The 17,504-nt window shown below is 62.0% G+C and carries 15 protein-coding genes; 8 read left to right on the top strand and 7 right to left on the bottom strand.

The window, feature by feature from the left end:
• The first annotated feature begins 6 nt into the window (after positions 1-6).
• From mltG to AB4Y85_RS13190, 4 genes are all read left to right on the top strand, one after another.
• Positions 7-1,389 carry an endolytic transglycosylase MltG gene (gene mltG / locus AB4Y85_RS13175; RefSeq protein ID WP_441985494.1) on the top strand — a complete coding sequence of 461 codons (1,383 nt, stop codon included), beginning with the start codon at positions 7-9 and terminating at the stop codon, positions 1,387-1,389.
• A 179-nt stretch (positions 1,390-1,568) separates the two neighbouring features.
• Positions 1,569-2,456 (top strand): YicC/YloC family endoribonuclease, encoded by an 888-nt coding sequence (locus tag AB4Y85_RS13180; protein ID WP_441985362.1) that lies wholly within the window; start codon positions 1,569-1,571, stop codon positions 2,454-2,456.
• 4 nt (positions 2,457-2,460) lie between these two features.
• A complete protein-coding gene (gene gmk / locus AB4Y85_RS13185) occupies positions 2,461-3,111 on the top strand; it encodes a guanylate kinase (RefSeq protein WP_441985363.1) in 651 nt (216 codons plus the stop codon).
• A gap of 3 nt (positions 3,112-3,114) precedes the next feature.
• Entirely contained in the window at positions 3,115-3,528 is a 414-nt protein-coding gene (locus AB4Y85_RS13190) for a VOC family protein (RefSeq protein WP_441985364.1), read from the top strand.
• On the opposite strand, the gene rsmA is transcribed toward AB4Y85_RS13190, so the two are convergent.
• From rsmA to lptF, 5 genes are all read right to left on the bottom strand, one after another.
• The gene (gene rsmA / locus AB4Y85_RS13195; RefSeq protein WP_441985365.1) at positions 3,525-4,382 is read right to left on the bottom strand and encodes a 16S rRNA (adenine(1518)-N(6)/adenine(1519)-N(6))-dimethyltransferase RsmA; all 858 of its coding nucleotides are present in this window, start codon (positions 4,380-4,382) and stop codon (positions 3,525-3,527) included. The genes AB4Y85_RS13190 and rsmA overlap by 4 nt on opposite strands.
• A complete protein-coding gene (gene pdxA, locus AB4Y85_RS13200; RefSeq protein WP_441985366.1) occupies positions 4,379-5,410 on the bottom strand; it encodes a 4-hydroxythreonine-4-phosphate dehydrogenase PdxA in 1,032 nt (343 codons plus the stop codon). Before pdxA ends, rsmA begins: the two co-directional genes overlap by 4 nt.
• Complete coding sequence (locus AB4Y85_RS13205; protein WP_441985367.1) at positions 5,410-7,908, bottom strand: LPS-assembly protein LptD; 2,499 nt, start codon at positions 7,906-7,908, stop codon at positions 5,410-5,412. The genes pdxA and AB4Y85_RS13205 overlap by 1 nt, the downstream gene beginning before the upstream one ends.
• A gap of 80 nt (positions 7,909-7,988) precedes the next feature.
• Positions 7,989-9,077 (bottom strand): LPS export ABC transporter permease LptG, encoded by a 1,089-nt coding sequence (gene lptG, locus AB4Y85_RS13210; protein ID WP_441985368.1) that lies wholly within the window; start codon positions 9,075-9,077, stop codon positions 7,989-7,991.
• A 4-nt stretch (positions 9,078-9,081) separates the two neighbouring features.
• A complete protein-coding gene (lptF, locus tag AB4Y85_RS13215) occupies positions 9,082-10,242 on the bottom strand; it encodes an LPS export ABC transporter permease LptF (RefSeq protein WP_441985369.1) in 1,161 nt (386 codons plus the stop codon).
• Between the two features lie 193 nt (positions 10,243-10,435).
• On the opposite strand from lptF, the gene AB4Y85_RS13220 reads away from it, so the two are divergent.
• From AB4Y85_RS13220 to AB4Y85_RS13235, 4 genes are all read left to right on the top strand, one after another.
• The gene (locus AB4Y85_RS13220; RefSeq protein WP_441985370.1) at positions 10,436-11,926 is read left to right on the top strand and encodes a leucyl aminopeptidase; all 1,491 of its coding nucleotides are present in this window, start codon (positions 10,436-10,438) and stop codon (positions 11,924-11,926) included.
• Positions 11,927-12,044: 118 nt separating this feature from the next.
• The gene (locus tag AB4Y85_RS13225; protein ID WP_441985371.1) at positions 12,045-12,497 is read left to right on the top strand and encodes a DNA polymerase III subunit chi; all 453 of its coding nucleotides are present in this window, start codon (positions 12,045-12,047) and stop codon (positions 12,495-12,497) included.
• A 287-nt stretch (positions 12,498-12,784) separates the two neighbouring features.
• Complete coding sequence (locus AB4Y85_RS13230; RefSeq protein ID WP_441985372.1) at positions 12,785-14,329, top strand: S10 family peptidase; 1,545 nt, start codon at positions 12,785-12,787, stop codon at positions 14,327-14,329.
• Between the two features lie 3 nt (positions 14,330-14,332).
• Positions 14,333-14,713 (top strand): hypothetical protein, encoded by a 381-nt coding sequence (locus AB4Y85_RS13235; protein ID WP_441985373.1) that lies wholly within the window; start codon positions 14,333-14,335, stop codon positions 14,711-14,713.
• A 60-nt stretch (positions 14,714-14,773) separates the two neighbouring features.
• Here the strand turns inward: AB4Y85_RS13235 and AB4Y85_RS13240 are convergent, their stop codons facing one another.
• Complete coding sequence (locus AB4Y85_RS13240; RefSeq protein ID WP_441985374.1) at positions 14,774-15,487, bottom strand: DUF4145 domain-containing protein; 714 nt, start codon at positions 15,485-15,487, stop codon at positions 14,774-14,776.
• Positions 15,488-15,591: 104 nt separating this feature from the next.
• Complete coding sequence (locus AB4Y85_RS13245; RefSeq protein ID WP_441985375.1) at positions 15,592-17,469, bottom strand: ABC-F family ATP-binding cassette domain-containing protein; 1,878 nt, start codon at positions 17,467-17,469, stop codon at positions 15,592-15,594.
• Between the last annotated feature and the right edge of the window lie 35 nt (positions 17,470-17,504).

The raw sequence follows: 17,504 nt of genomic DNA on the forward strand, positions 1-17,504 counted from the left end.
AGCGTGATGTTCGGACGAAAGAAAAAGAACAACCTGATGGCTGAGCACGAGGCCGAGGCGCTGGATCCCCAGCAGCCCCGTCTCTCCCCGCGCTCGCCCAGCGAGGCCATCAAGCCGTCGCTGGCTCCGCCGCCGCCCCCGAGGCTGCGCCGCCGCCGCAGGGGCATGCTCTCGCTCATGAGCGGGCTGATGACCCTGTTCGTCGCCCTGGCGATTGCCGGAATCTTCGGTTTCACCTTCCTGGAGCGTGAAGTCACTGCGGAGGGTCCGCTCCAGAGCGACAAGGTGGTCGTCATCCCGCGCAATACGGGCACCGGCGAGATCGCCAGCATCCTCAAGCAGGAGGGCGTGATCAACCAGCCGTTCCTGTTCGAGGCCTATGCCCTCATCAACCGGCAGCGCGGCCAGCTGAAGGCGGGCGAATTCCAGTTCAAGGCCGGCACCAGCATCGAGGACGCCATCGATACCCTGGTTCAGGGCAAGGCGATCCTTCACACCGTCACGGTGCCGGAAGGTCTCACGAGCGAGCAGATCGTGGCCCGGCTCTACGAGAACGAGACTCTCAGCGGCGACGTCCTTGAGACGCCTCGTGAGGGCACATTGCTGCCCGATACCTACAAGTTCGAGCGCGGCACCACCCGCCAGCAGATCGTCAACACCATGCAGACGGCCCAGCGCCAGGCGCTCACGCAGATCTGGCAGCGCCGCTCGTCGGAACTGCCCATCAAGTCGCCGCAGGAGCTGACGATCCTCGCCTCCATCGTGGAGAAGGAAACGGGCCGTGCCGATGAGCGCACCCGCGTTGCGGGCGTGTTCATCAATCGCCTCATGCGCCGCATGAAGCTGCAATCCGATCCCACCATCGTCTACGGTCTCGTGGGTGGAAAGGGCACCCTGGGCCGGGGCATTCTGCGTACCGAGATCGAGGCTGCCACGCCCTACAACACCTATGTGATCGAGGGCCTGCCTCCCGGCCCCATCGCCAATCCCGGCCGCGCCGCGCTCGAAGCGGTGGCCAACCCGTCGCGCACGAAGGACCTCTACTTCGTCGCCGATGGTTCGGGCGGTCACGCTTTCGCCGAATCCTACGAGCAGCACCAGCGCAATGTGAGCCGCTGGCGCCAGCTCGAGAAGACGCGCGCCACAACCGAGCCGGCCGAGGTGGACCGTGTGGATCCGGAAACGGAAACGCGCGGCCAGGTCGATACCCCGAGCAACGTGGCTCAGGAGTTGCGCGGCACGGCCAACGCTCTTCCGGGCCCCCGGGCCGGCGGCCGCGGCCGTGGCTTCGATGCCAGCGAGGGGACGGACAAGGATCCGCTCAAGAACAAGACTTTCGATCTCTCGAATCCGAAGAATATTCCGAGCCTTCGCCCGCCAGGGCAGTAATCTCGTGCCGTGGGTTCATGAGTACAAAAAGATCGAGAGCCGGTTCCATCTGCATGGAACCGGCTCTCTTCTTATCTGCTGCGTCTTTTAACGCCTGAGGGATTGCTGATCGACTCCAGGAACGGCGCGCATTATGGTCGCGCCGATTTCAAGTGCCCGATGGTGTGGCGAGGTTTTCGATGTCCATTGCGAGTATGACCGGCTTTGCCCGTGAAGCCGGCGTTACCGGTCCCTATCAATGGGCCTGGGAGATCAAGACGGTCAACGGGCGTGGGCTCGAGGTGAGGGTGAAAACCCCCTCCGGCTTCGACGCCTTGGGTGAGGAAGCGCGGGGCCAGATCCTCAAGGCGCTCACCCGTGGTCAGGGGCAGCTGAACCTCTCCCTGTCGAAGGCATCCTCCACGCCGAAGCTGCGCGTCAACCAGGAGGTTCTGCAATCCCTTCTGACCGCGATCGGCAATCTGAACCTTCCCGGCAACGTGCAGCCTGCTTCGCTCGATGGTCTTCTCTCCGTGCGTGGTGTCGTCGATTACGAAGAGGACGCGACCGAACCGGGGCAGGACGAAGCGCTCTCCATAGCGCTGAAAAGCGCCGTGGGGCAGCTCGCCGAATCCCTGAAAGCCGCGCGGTTGAAGGAAGGGCAGGCGCTTGCCGCCGTTCTCAACCAGCAGCTCGACGGGATCGCGGCACTTGTCACTGAAGCCGATAACTCCCCGGCGCGTCAGCCCGAGGTTATCCGGGCGCGGCTGCAGGCGCAGATCGCGGAGCTCATCGACGGCAAGGCCGCGCTCGATCCCGCGCGGCTGCACCAGGAGGCCGTGTTGATCGCCGCCCGCGCCGATATCCGCGAGGAGATCGACCGCTTGAATGCCCATGTGGAATCAGCCCGCGGACTGCTCCAGGAGGGCGGCAGCGTTGGCCGTCGTCTCGACTTTCTGGCTCAGGAATTCGGCCGCGAGGCGAATACTCTGTGCGCCAAGGCCAATGATGTCTCTCTCTCGCGAATTGGCCTTGAACTGAAAGCCGTTATCGAGCAATTCCGCGAGCAGGTTCAGAACGTGGAGTGATGCGGTGAGCGAAGTTTCCAAACCTCTGGTCGGCCGGCGCGGCCTCATCCTCATCCTGTCCTCGCCCTCCGGCGCGGGCAAGACCACGCTGACCCGCAGCCTTGTGGATGAGCGCGCGGGCGTTCTCTCCGTTTCCGTCACCACGCGCCCCAAGCGCGCGTCCGAGATCGAGGGCAAGCATTACCACTTCATCCAGGTGGAAGAGTTTCTGGCGATGCGCGACCGCGACGAGTTGCTGGAATGGGCCGAGGTTCACGGCAATTTCTACGGCACGCCGCGCAAGTCGGTGGAGAAGACGCTCGCTTCCGGCCAGGATATGGTGTTCGACATCGACTATCAGGGCACGCGTCAGGTGCGCCAGAAGTTGCCGGACGATGTCGTGACGGTTTTCGTGCTGCCCCCGAGCTTCAAGGAGCTGAAGGCGCGTCTCGAACGCCGTGCCGAGGATGCGCCAGACGTCATCGCCAAGCGCCTCGCCAATGCCCGCGTCGAGATGGAGCGTTGGGTCGAGTACGACTATGTGATCGTCAACGAAGACCTCGGTGACTCCTTCGAGAAGCTCAAGGCCATCCAGGCAGCCGAGCAATTGAAGCGTGACCGCCTCGTGGGATTATCCGAGTTCGTCGAAGGGCTTCTGTCGGAAAAGCTCGATTGAGCCATGGCCGCTTCTGACGCTTCCCGCAGCATCGGCGCGGTAACGTTTCTCGTTCGTGACTATGAGGAGGCTATCGCCTACTTCACGCAAGCCCTGAGTTTTGCGGTCGTGACGGACACTCCACTCGGTGAAGATCGACGCTGGATCGTTGTTGCTCCTCCTGGAGGACCTGGGCTTATTCTCGTTAAGGCCGAGACGGCGGAGGAGAAAGCGCAGGTTGGACATCAGGCGGCAGGACGGGCCTTCCTTTTCCTCCACACCAATGACTTTCATCGCGATTACGACGCGATGTGGACACGCGGTGTTTCTTTCTGCGAGGCGCCGCGAAACGAGCCCTATGGTACGGTCGCTCTTTTTCGGGATCTTTACGGAAATTACTGGGACCTCAAGGGACCCCCGCAGGCAAAGTCTACCTAGGACTTAGCCTTCATGGCATCGAAGGCATTGGCCAAAGCCACATAGCTTTCCACCGGCACGTTCTCGGCGCGGATCGTTTCCTCTAGCCCAGCCGCAGCGGTCATACCCGTGGGATCGGGCGTGATCGATTTCAGGCTCTGGCGCAGCATCTTGCGACGCTGGCCGAAGGCGGCACGCGTGACGGCCTCCAAGGCGCCGATACGGCAGGGGAGCGGCGAGGCTTTCGGTGTGAGGTGGACGATGCTCGATGTGATCTTTGGCGGCGGCACGAAGGCGGAGGGCGGCACGTCGAAGAGGATGCGCGCATCCGTTCGCCAGCCGCAGAGAACGCCGAGCCGGCCGTAATCCTTCGGATCGTCTTCCGTCGCCACGATGCGCTCGGCCACTTCACGCTGGAACATGAGGGTCAATGAGGCCCACCAGGGCGGCCATTTCTCGACCGTCAGCCAGCCCGTCAGCAACGCCGTACCGACATTGTAGGGAAGGTTCGAGATGATGCGCACCAGCCCGTCGCCCGCCATGGGGCGCGGATCGAACTGGAGCGCATCCGCTTCGATCACCTCGAGGCGGCCGGGGTAATGATCGGAGATTTCCGCGAGCGCCGGGAGGCAGCGGCTGTCGCGCTCGATGGCGATGACCTTCTTCGCGCCCGCCGCCAGGATGGCACGGGTGAGGCCGCCTGGGCCGGGGCCGACCTCGATGACGGTTGCCTCTTCCAGCGGTCCTGCGGAGCGGGCGATGCGGCTCGTCAGGTTTAGATCGAACAGAAAGTTCTGGCCGAGCGACTTTTTGGCCATGAGGCCATGCGTGCGCACGACCTCACGTAGGGGGGGAAGATTGTCGATCTGGCTCATGATTTCGCGCCCTTTGGCTTCGCAGCCTTTCCCAGGCGGGCGGCAAGCTTGATGGCGGCGATCAGGCTGTCGGGACGGGCGATGCCCTTGCCTGCGATGTCAAAGGCCGTGCCGTGATCGGGCGATGTGCGCACGAAGGGCAGGCCCAGGGTCACATTCACCGCCTCGTCGAAGGCGATGGTCTTGATCGGAATGAGAGCCTGATCGTGGTACATGGCCAGCGCCGCATCGTAAGTTTTGCGGGCGCGGGCATGGAACATGGTGTCCGCCGGAAGCGGACCGGCGACCTCGATGCCGTCGGCGCGAAGGATATCGACCGCAGGTGCGATGATGTTCTGGTCCTCCTTGCCCATAGAGCCGCTCTCGCCTGCATGCGGATTGAGCCCCGCCAGGGCAAGCCGCGGCTTGGCCAGACCGAACCGCTCCCGAAGCTCACGCGCTACGATCCGCCCTGTAAGAACGATGAGATCCGTCGTGAGATCCGTCGGCACCCTGGAAAGCGCGACATGCACGGTGACAGGCACGACGGCAAGTTCCTCGCTCCAGAGCATCATGACGGGATGATAGGTCTTGCTACCGCCGCCGGCGGCAAGGTCCGCGAGAAACTCTGTGTGGCCAGGATGCCTGAAGCCGGCATCGTAGAGGACATGTTTCGCAATCGGGTTAGTGACGAGGGCTGCCGCATCACCGCTTTGCACGAGGCTGACCGCTCTCTCGATGGACTCGATCACGGATGGAGTCCAGGCCGCGTCGGGCTTTCCGGGAATGGCCGCGACTCTGGCGGTCAGCGGAACGATCGGCAGGGCCTGCGCGAAGGTCGAAACGATGCCTGATGGTTGGACGGATGTGATGGGAACGTTCCAACCATGATCCTTTGCAATCCGCTCCATATGAGCGGGATCGGCAATAACCGCGAAGGGCGGAAGGTGCTCCTCGTTTCGCTGGAGCCAGGCTTTCAGGGTCAGTTCCGGTCCGATGCCTGCAGGGTCGCCCTGGGTCAGCAGGAGAGGACGCTCAAGGCCGGCCACTAGTTGGCGATACCTTCTTGCCCAGATTCGGAGCCGTCCAGTCTCTGGGAGATGTTGGCTTCGCCCAGCGTCCGCAGCTCGAGGCGCAGCATCACCGTGTGGTTCTGGTTCTTCTCGCCGGCTGTGGTCGTCAGAGCCTGCGGGGTCATGATGTAATTGACCGTGAAGGTGGTGCACTCATCCATATAGCCAACGCCCAGTGACATGGAGCTGACATAAGCCGTTTCCTGCCTGTTGTAGACGGCATTGGGATTGGTGGCATACTGGATGGCATAGTTCTCTTTGGCGAGCAGGTAACGATCGAGATCGAGCAGCACCGAACCCGAGAGGAACCAGTTTGGCGTCACGTTCCAGGTGGCAGAGCCGAGCAGGCCTTCGCGGCGGCGTGGGAAGCCGATCTCCGGCTGCGCCGCGTAGCGTGCATAGGTCAGCGAGGTCGAAAGCGGCAGATAAGGGTTGAAATTGGCCCTGACGCCAGCTTCGACGCGATTGAGGCTGAAGTCGTCCTGGTCGAACCGCGCGCGAGAGACGAAAGAGAAGTTTGAGTTGGGCGAAACTTGCAGGCGGCCGACATAGTCGGAAGCGCGGGAATCGAGGCCCGAATCCAGGCCCACATTGGCCAGATCGGGCTGGCGGAACGAGTTGCGGCCGGCAATCTGATAGGACTGACCGAACAATACGTTCGCATAGAAATTGTCGGCGCCGGTGACCGTGTACTGGATGCCGAGGTTCGCGCGAACGCCACCTTCCGCACGGTCATAGCCGGAGTACTTGTCCCAATCGAAAAGGGATGTATCGTCGAAGATGAGGCTCTGCGCATCCTCATTGGGAAGGTGGCCGATCTTGGTCTCGTTCGGACGGGCGATGATCTGGGCGATGGGCTCGATCACCTGGCGGCCCGAGGTGCCGAGATCGGCGACGAAGGGATAGCGGTATTCGAGGCCGACGGCCGGCATAGCCCGGAACAGGTAATCGTCCTCGTCCTGGAGGTAGTTGCCGAGATTGGCGTTCTGGTAACCGTTGAAATCCGGAGCGATCCAGAAATTGTCGGCTCGAAGATAGGCGAAGGGCGTCCAGACCTGACCAGCCGGATCGACGAACTCGCGACGCCACGACGCCATGACGGAAGCGCGGGAGGTCGAGCCGCTGATGCCGCGGACCAGGCACTGCTCAGGCTCGAAGATGACGCAGGTCTGGTAAATGCCGAAATTAGCCCGATTGGAGGTAGTCAAAGGCTCAAACTGAGCGGCCTCACGGGTTAGGCTGGTGACATTCACATTGATGTCGAACTCGCCGCCAATGACGGGAGGAGTGATGCGCTTGTCGTAGTCGAGGACCGGGGCAACGACAGGCAACTGCTTCTGCCAGTCCTGCGTCGACAAGCCCTGGAAATAATAGCCGCGCATGTCGAAGAATGAGCGGTCGCCCTGGCCCTGCAGATACAGGGTCGAGATAGCTTCCCTCAGGTAGATCGTACTGATGCTCTCGCTGCGGATGCTGTAGTTCGTCAGGAACCACTTGTCCGAGACCAGGGCGATATCCCAGCCCCAGGTCCAGCGGTCGTTGAGGTAGAACTTGCCGGTCGTTTCCAGCGAACCGCGGAACTCCCGATCCCCAGGCCCATAGGGGCTGTCCAGGAAGGCGTCTGGGTCGAGCTGCGAAATCCCCGCCACGCGGATGTTATAGGACCCGGTCTCAAGACGATGCCGCCACTCGGCTTGGCCGAGAAGTCCCTGGCGCGTAAGAGCGGTCGGCGTCACTGTCAGGTCGTAATTGGGAGCGATGGCCCAGAAAAATGGGACGCCTAACCCGAAACCGAGAGTATTCGAAACAACGTAACGGGGCGAAAGGAAGCCTGTCTTGCGCTTGACCGTGGGGTCCGGCGTCCAGAAATAGGGCAGATAGGCCACGGGCAGGCCGAGGATCTCGAGGGTTGCATCCTCGTAATAGATCGTCTGCTCGCTGTTGTTGTGAATGATCTTGGCGGCCTTCACCTGCCAGAGGGGCGGCCGTTCCGGATTGTCCTTGCACGGTTCGCAGGCCGTGTAGGTGCCCCGTTCGAAGGTCGTCGTCTCGCCGCCGGCGCGCTCGGCGCGGGGAGCCGAGAAGCGGGTCGTGACCGGACGGCCATTGTCGACCGTGCTCTGTACCACCCGAAGCGAATCGATGAAGCCGTTCTTGAAGTCGTCTGTCAGCTCGAAGCGGTCGCCCGTGACGACCGCGCCGCTGGCGTCCGTCAGCCGGGCATTGCCATCGGCGAAGACGCGGCCGGTATTGCGGTCATAGGTTACCCGGTCGGCCTGCAGGGTCCGGCCCTGGTAATTCATCTGGACGTCGCCGGAGGCGGCAATGGTGTTCCGGTCGTTGTCGTAGACGATTTCCTTGGCGTCGACGAGGAGGCGGTCCTCCCCGGACTGGGACTGAGCACGAGCACTGAGGGTGTCATTCAGCGACTGGGCAAGGGCCGACCCTGACCCTGCGGCACATAAAAGTGCCACAGCGATCGCAGATATCGCGACCGATGTCTTGAGCCGTTGAATCCCCACGCTTAACCCACGTCCCTTATATGAGAACGGGGTCAGCCGTCCTCTTGGTATAATAATGCCAAGGTTCCTAAAAGACTGCCTACTACAGCAGGGAACCAGGCTGCAACTCCCGAGCTGATGATGCCGGAGGCACCAAGCTCCGCCATAAGCTCAGTGGCGACATAAAGCATGAACCCAGCAGCGACGCCACCCAGAACTAACATTGCTACACCGCCAAATCGAAAGAATCTTAATGAGACGGAAGCGGCTACGAAAACCATCGCGATGAACAGCAGAGGGCGGGCCATCAACAGGTCGTAATGCAGTTGGTATGTGGTGGCGTTGATATCCGAATTTTTCAGGCGATCGATGGTGTCCGGCAAATCCCAGAAAGGCACTGAATCAGGGTCGATGAAGCTCTGACGGAGCTGCGATGGCTGGAGGCTGGAGGCGATCAGATAGCGATCATGTGATTGGGGTTCCTCCGTGGCCGAAAGGACACGGGCATCCTTCAACTCCCAGAACCCTTCATGAAGGGTCGCTTCCTTCGACTCAATTCGATGAGTGAAGGCTCCGGCATCGTCGAACATATAGATCGTGACACCCACCAGCGTCGCCGAATCGTTGAGGCTTCCGTCTGCCCGAAACACGGCTTGCCCGTCCTGGCTCTTCTGACGCAGCCAGATGACCTTCTCGGAGACCTGGCCTGATCGGGAGGCGAAGGCCTTGGCTTCCAGGTCGGAGGCCTGCTGCTTCAAATGGGCGGAAACAGGGTTGTAGACCGTGACGGACAGGATCCCGAGGGTCAGGGCCACCAGCAATCCCGGTTGAAGAAACTGCCAGGCGGAGACGCCGGCAGCGCGGGCTACCACGAGTTCCAGCTTACGGCTGAGCTGAAGCAGGGCCGCCATGCTTCCGAAGAGAACGGCGAATGGCATGACCTGCTCGGCAATGGCCGGAGTACGGAACAGGGCCAGCTGGGCCATGAGGGCAGGGGTGGCATTCTCCGTGTCGCCCGCGCGGCGCATCAGCTCCACGAAATCCAGGGTGTAGACGAGGGTGAAGACCGTCGCGAAGACGATGAAGATCGTCTTGATGAACTGACGGGAGAAATAGAGTCCGAGGGTGCGCCCGATCAGCATTGTCTCAAGCCCCCTGAGCCGCTGCCCTGCGCGAGGGGCGCAACGCACGGAAAGCGTTGCGAACCCTGGCGTTGAACGAGCGCATGGCCGGACCCTGGAAGATCTGCATCAGGCAGATCACGATGGTGCCGATGGGAACCGCGTAGATGGCGATCACAGCGGCCGCCGAGCGTGCCGCCGCGCTGGATGCGGCGAATCCGAGGATCCTCAGCACCACTACGCCCACGATGGCAGCCGCGATGGCGAGGCCCCGTCCCTGGCGGGTCGTGCGTGCCTCGCCCAGGGCAGCGAAGGCGATGGCCATCATGGCGAGCGGATAGAGCCAGGATGAAAGCCTCTCGTGAAGCTCGGCCCGGAAGCGGCCCGGCTGTAGCTGGTAAAGCGGCTCGCTCTTGTCGGGGAACAGGAGCTGCGTGGTGCTGCGCTCGCGCGGCTTGTAGATCACCTCGCCGTCCTCCCGGTTGAAGGCCGAGAGATCGACTGCATAGCGCTCGAAGGCCACGATGGATGAATCGCGGCTGTTCGGCTCCTTGCGCTGAACGCTGCCCTTTTCCAACACGAGATAGGCCAGCCCATTCGTCTCGACGGTCTGGCCGCGTTCGGCCAGGTAGACGATGGGCTTCTTCTTATCCCGTTGATCTTCCATGAAAATTCCGAGCAGTGCATCGCCCGAACGCTCGCGGTAATGGAAGGTGATGCCGTTCTCGAGGGTAATGAACTGGCCTTCCTTGGCCATGGTGGCCACGAAATCGGCTCTGATCTTGGTGAACAGGAGGCGCAATTCCTGGAAGCTCGCCGGCATGATGTAGACCGAGATCATGCCCACCACGATGCAGATGAAGGCCGCGAGGGCGATAAAGGGCCGCATCAGGCGCTGAGGGGCCATCCCGCCCGCGCTCATGACGATCAGCTCCGAGTCGCCGTTCAGCCGGTTGAGGGTATAGATGACGGCCATGAACAGGGCCACGGGCGCGATGACGTTGATCAGCGCGGGCAGGGACAAGCCCGTCACCGTCAGGAAGATGAAGAGCGTCTGGCCCTTGCCGGTCAAAAGATCCAGCTCGCGCAAGGCCTGCGTGATCCAGATGACGGCTGTCAGCGCGACCAGACACGCGACGAACGCGCTGAACGAGATTTTCAAAATATAGCGTTCGAGAAGTGTCATGAAGCTCTTCGCCCTGGCTGGCGCCAACGGCCTTGGGTACCTTGTCACGTCGTCTTAAGGCAAGACGGGCGTTTTCAACAGCCCGAGATTTGCGCCTATTTCACGGCGACGCCCCGTATGCCCTATATGGGGTAAGTCATTCTCCGGGGCGCCCGCGAATCCGGCTCCCATACAGTCAAACTACGAGGGTTTCATGGCCGACAGCTTCAAGATCGACTTTCAGCCGCACGGAAAGGTCGAAACCGGCGATCTCATCGTCTTCGTCGGAGAGGATCTTAAACCCTCTCCGGCGGTCGCGAAGCAGCTCGGCTCCAAGGCGGTGGACCTGATCGCCAAGGCGGCTGCGGCCGAGAGCTTCAAGGGCAAGGCGAAGTCGGCCATGTCCATCGTGGTGCCCAACGGCTTGAGCGTGGACCGGCTCATCGTGGTCGGCGTCGGCGGCGAGAAGGACAGGGCCTCCGTCGATTTCCTCCAGCTCGGCGGCCTCATCGGCGGCAAGGCCAACGGCAAGGCCATGACCGCGATCCTCGACCTGCCGAAGATCGACGTGACTCCCGAAGCCGCCGCCGACATCGCGCTCGGCGTCCAGATGCGCCGCTACAGCTTCGACACCTACAAGACCAAGAAGGACGATAACGGCCCCAAGGGTCCGACCCGTCTCGTCCTGAACGTGGCCGATGCGACCGCCGCGAAGCGCGCCTATAAGGGCCGCGAGGGCGTCTACCAGGGCATCGCGGTGGCCCGCGACCTCGTCAACGAGCCGCCGAACGTGCTGGGACCGCAGGAATTCGCGGCCCGCGCTCAAGCCCTGACCAAGCTCGGCGTTGAGGTGGAGATCCTTGACGAGCGGGCCATGAAAAAGCTCGGCATGGGTGCGCTTCTCGGCGTGGCTCAGGGCTCCGCGCGTCCGCCGCGCGTGGCCATCATGCGTTGGAACGGCGGCAAGGCCGCCGACAAGCCCATCGCCTTCATCGGCAAGGGCGTGGTGTTCGATACCGGCGGCATCTCGATCAAGCCTGCCGCCGGCATGGAGGACATGAAGGGCGACATGGCGGGCGCGGCCTGCGTGGTCGGCCTCATGCATGCGCTGGCCTCCCGCAAGGCGAAGGCGAATGTGGTCAGCGCGATCGGCCTCGTGGAGAACATGCCCGACGGCAACGCCCAGCGCCCCGGCGACATCGTGACCACTATGTCCGGCCAGACCATCGAGATCATCAACACGGATGCCGAGGGCCGTCTCGTGCTGGCCGACGTGCTCTGGTACGTGCAGGACCGCTTCAAGCCCAAGTTCATGATCGATCTCGCGACGCTGACCGGCGCGATTCTCGTGGCGCTGGCGCAGGAATATGCGGGCCTGTTCTCGAACAACGACGAATTGTCGGATCGTCTCGCCGCCTCCGGCAAGACAACGGGCGAGCGCGTGTGGCGCATGCCGATCGGGCCGGAATTCGACAAGATGATCGAATCCAAGTTCGCGGACATGAAGAACACCGGCGGCCGCTTCGGCGGTTCGAGCTCTGCAGCCGCTCTGCTCCAACGCTTCGTCAACGATGTGCCCTGGGCGCATCTCGACATCGCCGGCACCGCCATGGGCTCGCCGCAGACCGAGACCAGCCGCGGCTGGGCATCGGGCTGGGGCGTGCGCCTGCTCGACCGTCTCGTGCGCGATCATTACGAGGGTTGAAGCTAAGAACGTCATCCCGGGGCCGCATCCGCGGAGCCCGGGGTCGTTCAACGAGTCTGGCGCTTTATTCTGACAACGATCCCGGATCGGCTTCGCCGTCCGGGATGACAGGAAAGAAATGGCTGAGGTCCTGTTTTATCATCTCCAGCAGCAACCGCTGGAATCCGTGTTGCCCACGCTCCTGCAGAAGACGCTGGAGCGCGGCTGGCGCGCGGTGATTCAGGTGACTACGGATGAGCGCCTGTCCGCCCTTGACGACCATCTCTGGACCTTCAGCGAAGAGAGCTTCCTGCCGCACGGTACGGACCGCGAGGCCCACGCAGCTGACCAGCCTATCCTCATCACGCTCGGCGCCGACAACCCCAACGGCGCCGCGATCCGCTTCCTCGCTGAGGGCGCGGACCTGCCCCAGGACATCGCCTCCTACCAGCGCCTCGCGATCCTCTTCGACGGCAACGACGTCCAGGCGCTGGCCATCGCCCGCGACCAATGGCGCGCGGTGAAGGAGGGCGGCCACGACGCGACCTACTGGCAACAGGACGAGCGCGGACGCTGGGAGCGGAAGGCGTGATATATCCGCCCGCGCTTTTCTGAACAGTTGGGAAAGCACGAATACCTCTCTCACGTCATGGCCGGGCTTGTCCCGGCTATCCCGATCCGAAAAGCGCGGCGCTAAACCTGATCGGGATCTCCGGCAAAAGGCCGGTGATGACGGGCGAGACACGAAGTGCGCGTCGTATCCATTTTGGATCGTTGAAAGGGAACAGGCTTGCGCCTGAACACAATTTCTTCATCGCCCAAAAGCTTGCATCGGAAGCCGAAGCCTCCAGTTTCACCGAAGCCACAAGGAATGTCGTGATGCTCCGAGCCTTTCGCCTGCCTCTCTACGCCGCACTTTGCTTGTCCATCGCCATGTCCCTCGGGGCAGGAGCGCAAGAACGGCAAGAGGCTGGACAGCAGGAGCAGCGGCGGCCGCGGCAGGAGGCACAAACCCAGGCCCTCCCGCCGGAATCGGTGACGCGCCAAACGCTGCAATTGCCTGGACGCACCCTGCAATTCACCGCGACGGCGGGGCATTTCACGCTCACCAATCCCGAAGGCGCGCCGCAGGCTGAAATCGGCTTCGTGGCCTATACGCGGGACGATGCGGACCGGGCGTCACGTCCGGTGACGTTTGCAGTCAATGGAGGACCGGGTGCATCCTCGGCTTATCTCCATCTGCTCGCCATCGGCCCTTGGCTTCTGCCGCTCGATGGCAGCACCATCAGCCCCTCGGCGCCCCCCGCGCTCGTGCCCAATGCGGAGACGTGGCTGGACTTCACGGATCTCGTCTTCATCGATCCGCCGGGCACCGGTTACAGCCGCGTGGTCGGCGGTGATCAGGTGCGCGAGCAATTCTATTCCGTACAGGGCGATATCAACGGACTCGCCGCCTTCGTCATGCGCTGGCTGAAGGAGAAGAACAGGCTCGACTCGCCGAAATTCTTCGCCGGCGAAAGCTATGGCGGCTTCCGTGGGCCGCTGCTGGCGCAGAAGCTGCAGAACGATCAGGGCGTCGGCTTCAGCGGCCTCGTGCTCGTGTCGCCGGTGTTCGATTTCGGCTGGCTCGGCGGAAGCACCGGCGCGCCCTGGATCAACGCGACGCTTCTGCCGTCGCTCGCCGCGGCGCAGCAGTCGCGCAAGGGCCCGGTTTCTCGTGAATCCTTGCAGGCGGCCGAGAATTACGCGTCGGGCGAATATCTCGTCGATCTGATGAAAGGGCCTCAGGACAAAGCCGCCGTAGACCGCGTGAGCACCCGCGTCGCGGAGTTTTCCGGGCTCGATCCCGAGCTGACGCGGCGTCTTGCGGGGCGCATCGACATGCGCACGGCGCAGCGCGAATTGCGTCGCGGCACGTCGGAGGTCGTCAGCGCTTATGACACCAACATCGCGATTGCCGATCCCAATCCCAATTCGCAGATGTCGCGCTTCGATGATCCGGTGCTCGATGCGATGACCGCGCCTTTGTCCAGCGCCATCATCGGCCACCTGAGCCAGACCCTGAACTACAAGGCGGAAGGCCGCTACAACCTGCTGAATACCAGCGTCAACGGCAACTGGCGTTGGGGCAATGGGCGCAACAGCCCTGAGAATCTGGACGAGCTGCGCCAAGCGCTCTCGCTCGACGGCAAGATGCGCGTGCTCGTCGCGCATGGCTTCACCGATCTCGTGACGCCTTACTTCGCCTCCAAGCTGCTGCTCGATCAGCTCCCCGCGCTTGGTCCCGAGAACCGTGTTGCTTTGAGTGTTTACGAAGGCGGCCACATGTTCTATTCGCGACAGGCGTCGCGGCAGGCTTTCCGAAACGATGCGCAGAGGCTTTTTGAAGAAGCCCTGCGAGCCAGAGCCGCCAACAGGGATTGATCGATGCGCCTAAAGGTTCTGTCGAGTGCGGCTCTCGTCGCCATGATTGCCGCCGCCTGCACCAGCACGTCCTCCGCACCGCCAGTTGCGTCCTATACGCCCGCGCCGCCGATGACATCCGTGCCGACCGGCCCGACCTTCGACGGCCCGCTGCTGGGCCCTGACGGACGCTGCACCGGTGTCTCGACAAGCACGGCCACCGTGATCGAACCCGGCATCGCCGAATGCGACCTCGTGCGCATCAAAGGCAAGCCCGCTACCGACGTGCTTGTCGGCGAGAGCGGGAAGGGGCAGCGTGAGGTGCAGGTGCTCTATTCCGAGCCTGGCGGACGCGAGCTGTATTTCTTCGTGAACAATCGGTTGGACCGGATCGCGAAGCCGTAAACTTTAGAAAATCGTGCTATGCCAAAAAATGGGCCCTAATCTAGATGGTGGATTTAGAGCTTAACTTTCTACACTTGGTTTAGAAGATATTTGTCGAGGAGGAATATTGGCTGCCATATTTTTTGTTCTGTATGGATAGATATATATGGAGGCAATCAAGCCTTCTAATAGATCTAGTAGCACTGAGAGAGTTGCTTCATCAGGCTTATATGCCCGGTGCATAGCAGCGTGACCAGCTTCGATCATAAATGATCTAAAAATATCCTGCTGTTTTGGGGCAATATGGCCGGATGCAAAGAATGCATCGATATTTTTGCCTATGCTTCCATGATCGCCGTTTTGATCGATCATAATAATTTCGAGCAACGCCCTTGTGCCCATTGCGGCCAATCTCAGAGAATCATTTTCTAGGGCTCTATAAATTTCCGACAGTAATTGGCCGATGTCCGAGGTGAATGCCCAGAATACAGTGTCTCGTGCAGTCATCCACTCTGGTCGCCGTCGAGCTTCAGCTGGCGGGTAATAAGTAGTTGATGGCTGTGGCACGCCATTGTCATCAAAGGTATGGTTTGAATAAAAATCATGACGCAGATGGATGTAGTCGCATCCTCCACATCGAATAAAGAAATATCTGTCTAAGAACCATCCTGCGTCTTCAAGGTCTTCTTTGACATCATGTGCAAACAAAACGTCGTGTTTACGTAGTCCCCCGCATCTGTTGCAATGCGCGCGAATGATAGAAGGTTGTTGAGGGCCGCTCGTAACGTCAGTCATGTGTATACGTTACACATAAGAATTATGAGGAGTCTAGAGTATTTTAGAGATTAAAATTCTCTCTCTCTAGTACTCTTGAGTTTAGAGGCAATAGTATTGGCTGATCAGGTTCCCACCTCCTCAATCTCCCCGCTGACCAACAGCCATTCCTCTTCCAGAGCAGCCAGCGTCTCCGCCGCGTCGGCGCGCATTTTCGACAGTTCCGTCGCCTTCGTGGCATCCTTCAGAAATGCCGTGCCGTCGGCGAGTGCCGTGTCCACCTTGCCGATCACGTCGGTGAGCTTCGCCATGCGCGCCTCAATCGCCTCCAGCTTCTTACGCAGAGGTGCCAGCGCCACACGCCTCTCGGCGGCGGCGCGGCGCTCATCGATCTTCGATGCGCCCGGCGCCTGCGGCTTGTCGGAGCGCTTCTGCGGGTCGAGATCGCCGGAGAGGATGAGCTGGCGGTAATCGTCCATGTCGCCGTCGAAGGGTTTCACGCTGCCGTTGCCGACGATCCAGAGGCGGTCGGCACAGGCCTCGATGAGAAAGCGGTCGTGGCTGACTAGGATCACGGCGCCGTCGTAATCGTTGATCGCCTCCATCAGCGCCGTGCGGCTGTCGATGTCGAGATGGTTCGTCGGCTCGTCGAGGATGAGCAGGTGAGGGCCGTTGAAGGCGGCAAGGCCCATGAGCAGCCGCGCCTTCTCGCCGCCGGAGAGCGAGGAGACCGGCGTGTCGGCCTTCGCGCCCGGAAAGCCGATCTGCGCCGTGCGGGCGCGGATTTTCGCGATGGGCGTATCGGGCATGCGCTGGGCGACATGATCGTAGGCGCTCGCTTTCGGGTTCAGCTCGTCGAGTTGGTGTTGAGCGAAATAGGCCACGTCCATGCGGGTGGGCGTGCGCATCTCGCCCTTCATGGGAGCCAGCCTGCCGCCGATGAGCTTGCAGAAAGTGGACTTGCCGTTGCCGTTGGAGCCGAGGAGCGCGATGCGGTCATCCGGCGCGATGGTGAGGTTCAGGCGGTCGAGCACGATGCGCTCGCCATAGCCGACCGCGCCACTCTCGACCGTGATCAGCGGCGGTGCCGCAGGGCGCTCTGGCCCCGGCAGGTTGAAGGGCATCACGTCGTCTTCGACGATGGTGGTGACGGCCTCCATCTTTGCGAGACGTTTTACGCGCGACTGTGCCTGACGCGCCTTCGAGGCCTTGGCCTTGAAGCGGTCGACGAAGGCTTGCAGGTGCTTGCGCTCGGCCTCCTGCTTCGCGGCCATCTTCGCGGTAAGCTCGCGCTTTTCCGCATATTGCTTGGCAAACGACGTATAGCCGCCGCGATAGATCGAGAGCTTGCCGCGATCGAGATGCAGGATGTGGTTGACGCAGGTGTCGAGCAATTCGCGGTCGTGGCTGATGACCAGGACCGTATGCGGATAGCGCCCGAGATAATCATAGAGCCAGAGCGTGCCTTCGAGATCGAGATAGTTCGTCGGCTCGTCGAGCAGCAGCAGGTCGGGTTCTGTGAACAGCACGGCGGCGAGCGCCACACGCATGCGCCAGCCACCTGAGAAATCGGAGCAGGGGCGCCCTTGAGCCTCCGCATCGAAGCCGAGACCGTGAAGAATGGTGGCGGCGCGGGCGGGTGCGGAATGGGCGCCGATATCGGTGAGCCGCATCTCGATTTCCGCGCGGCGGATACCGTCGGCCGTTTCAGCCTCCGCGAGGAGGGCGGTGCGCTCCTTGTCGGCGGCGAGAACGACCTCGATGAGGGTCTCGGGGCCGCCCGGAGCCTCCTGCGCCACCGCGCCGATACGCATGCCGCGGGGCAGGGTGATGCCGCCGCTCTCCGTAGGCAGGTCGCCCTGGATGATCTTGAAGAGGGTGGTCTTGCCCGCGCCGTTGCGCCCGACGAGCCCGACCTTCGCGCCGTCAGGCAGGCTGAAGGTGGCATGGTCGAGGATGAGGCGGTCGCCGATGCGGTAGGTGAGGTCGTTAACGTGGAGCATGCCGCCTTTTGGCGCGAGGCGAGGGCGCTGGCAAG

Source organism: Microvirga sp. 2YAF29 (assembly GCF_052114605.1).
GTDB lineage: Bacteria > Pseudomonadota > Alphaproteobacteria > Rhizobiales > Beijerinckiaceae > Microvirga.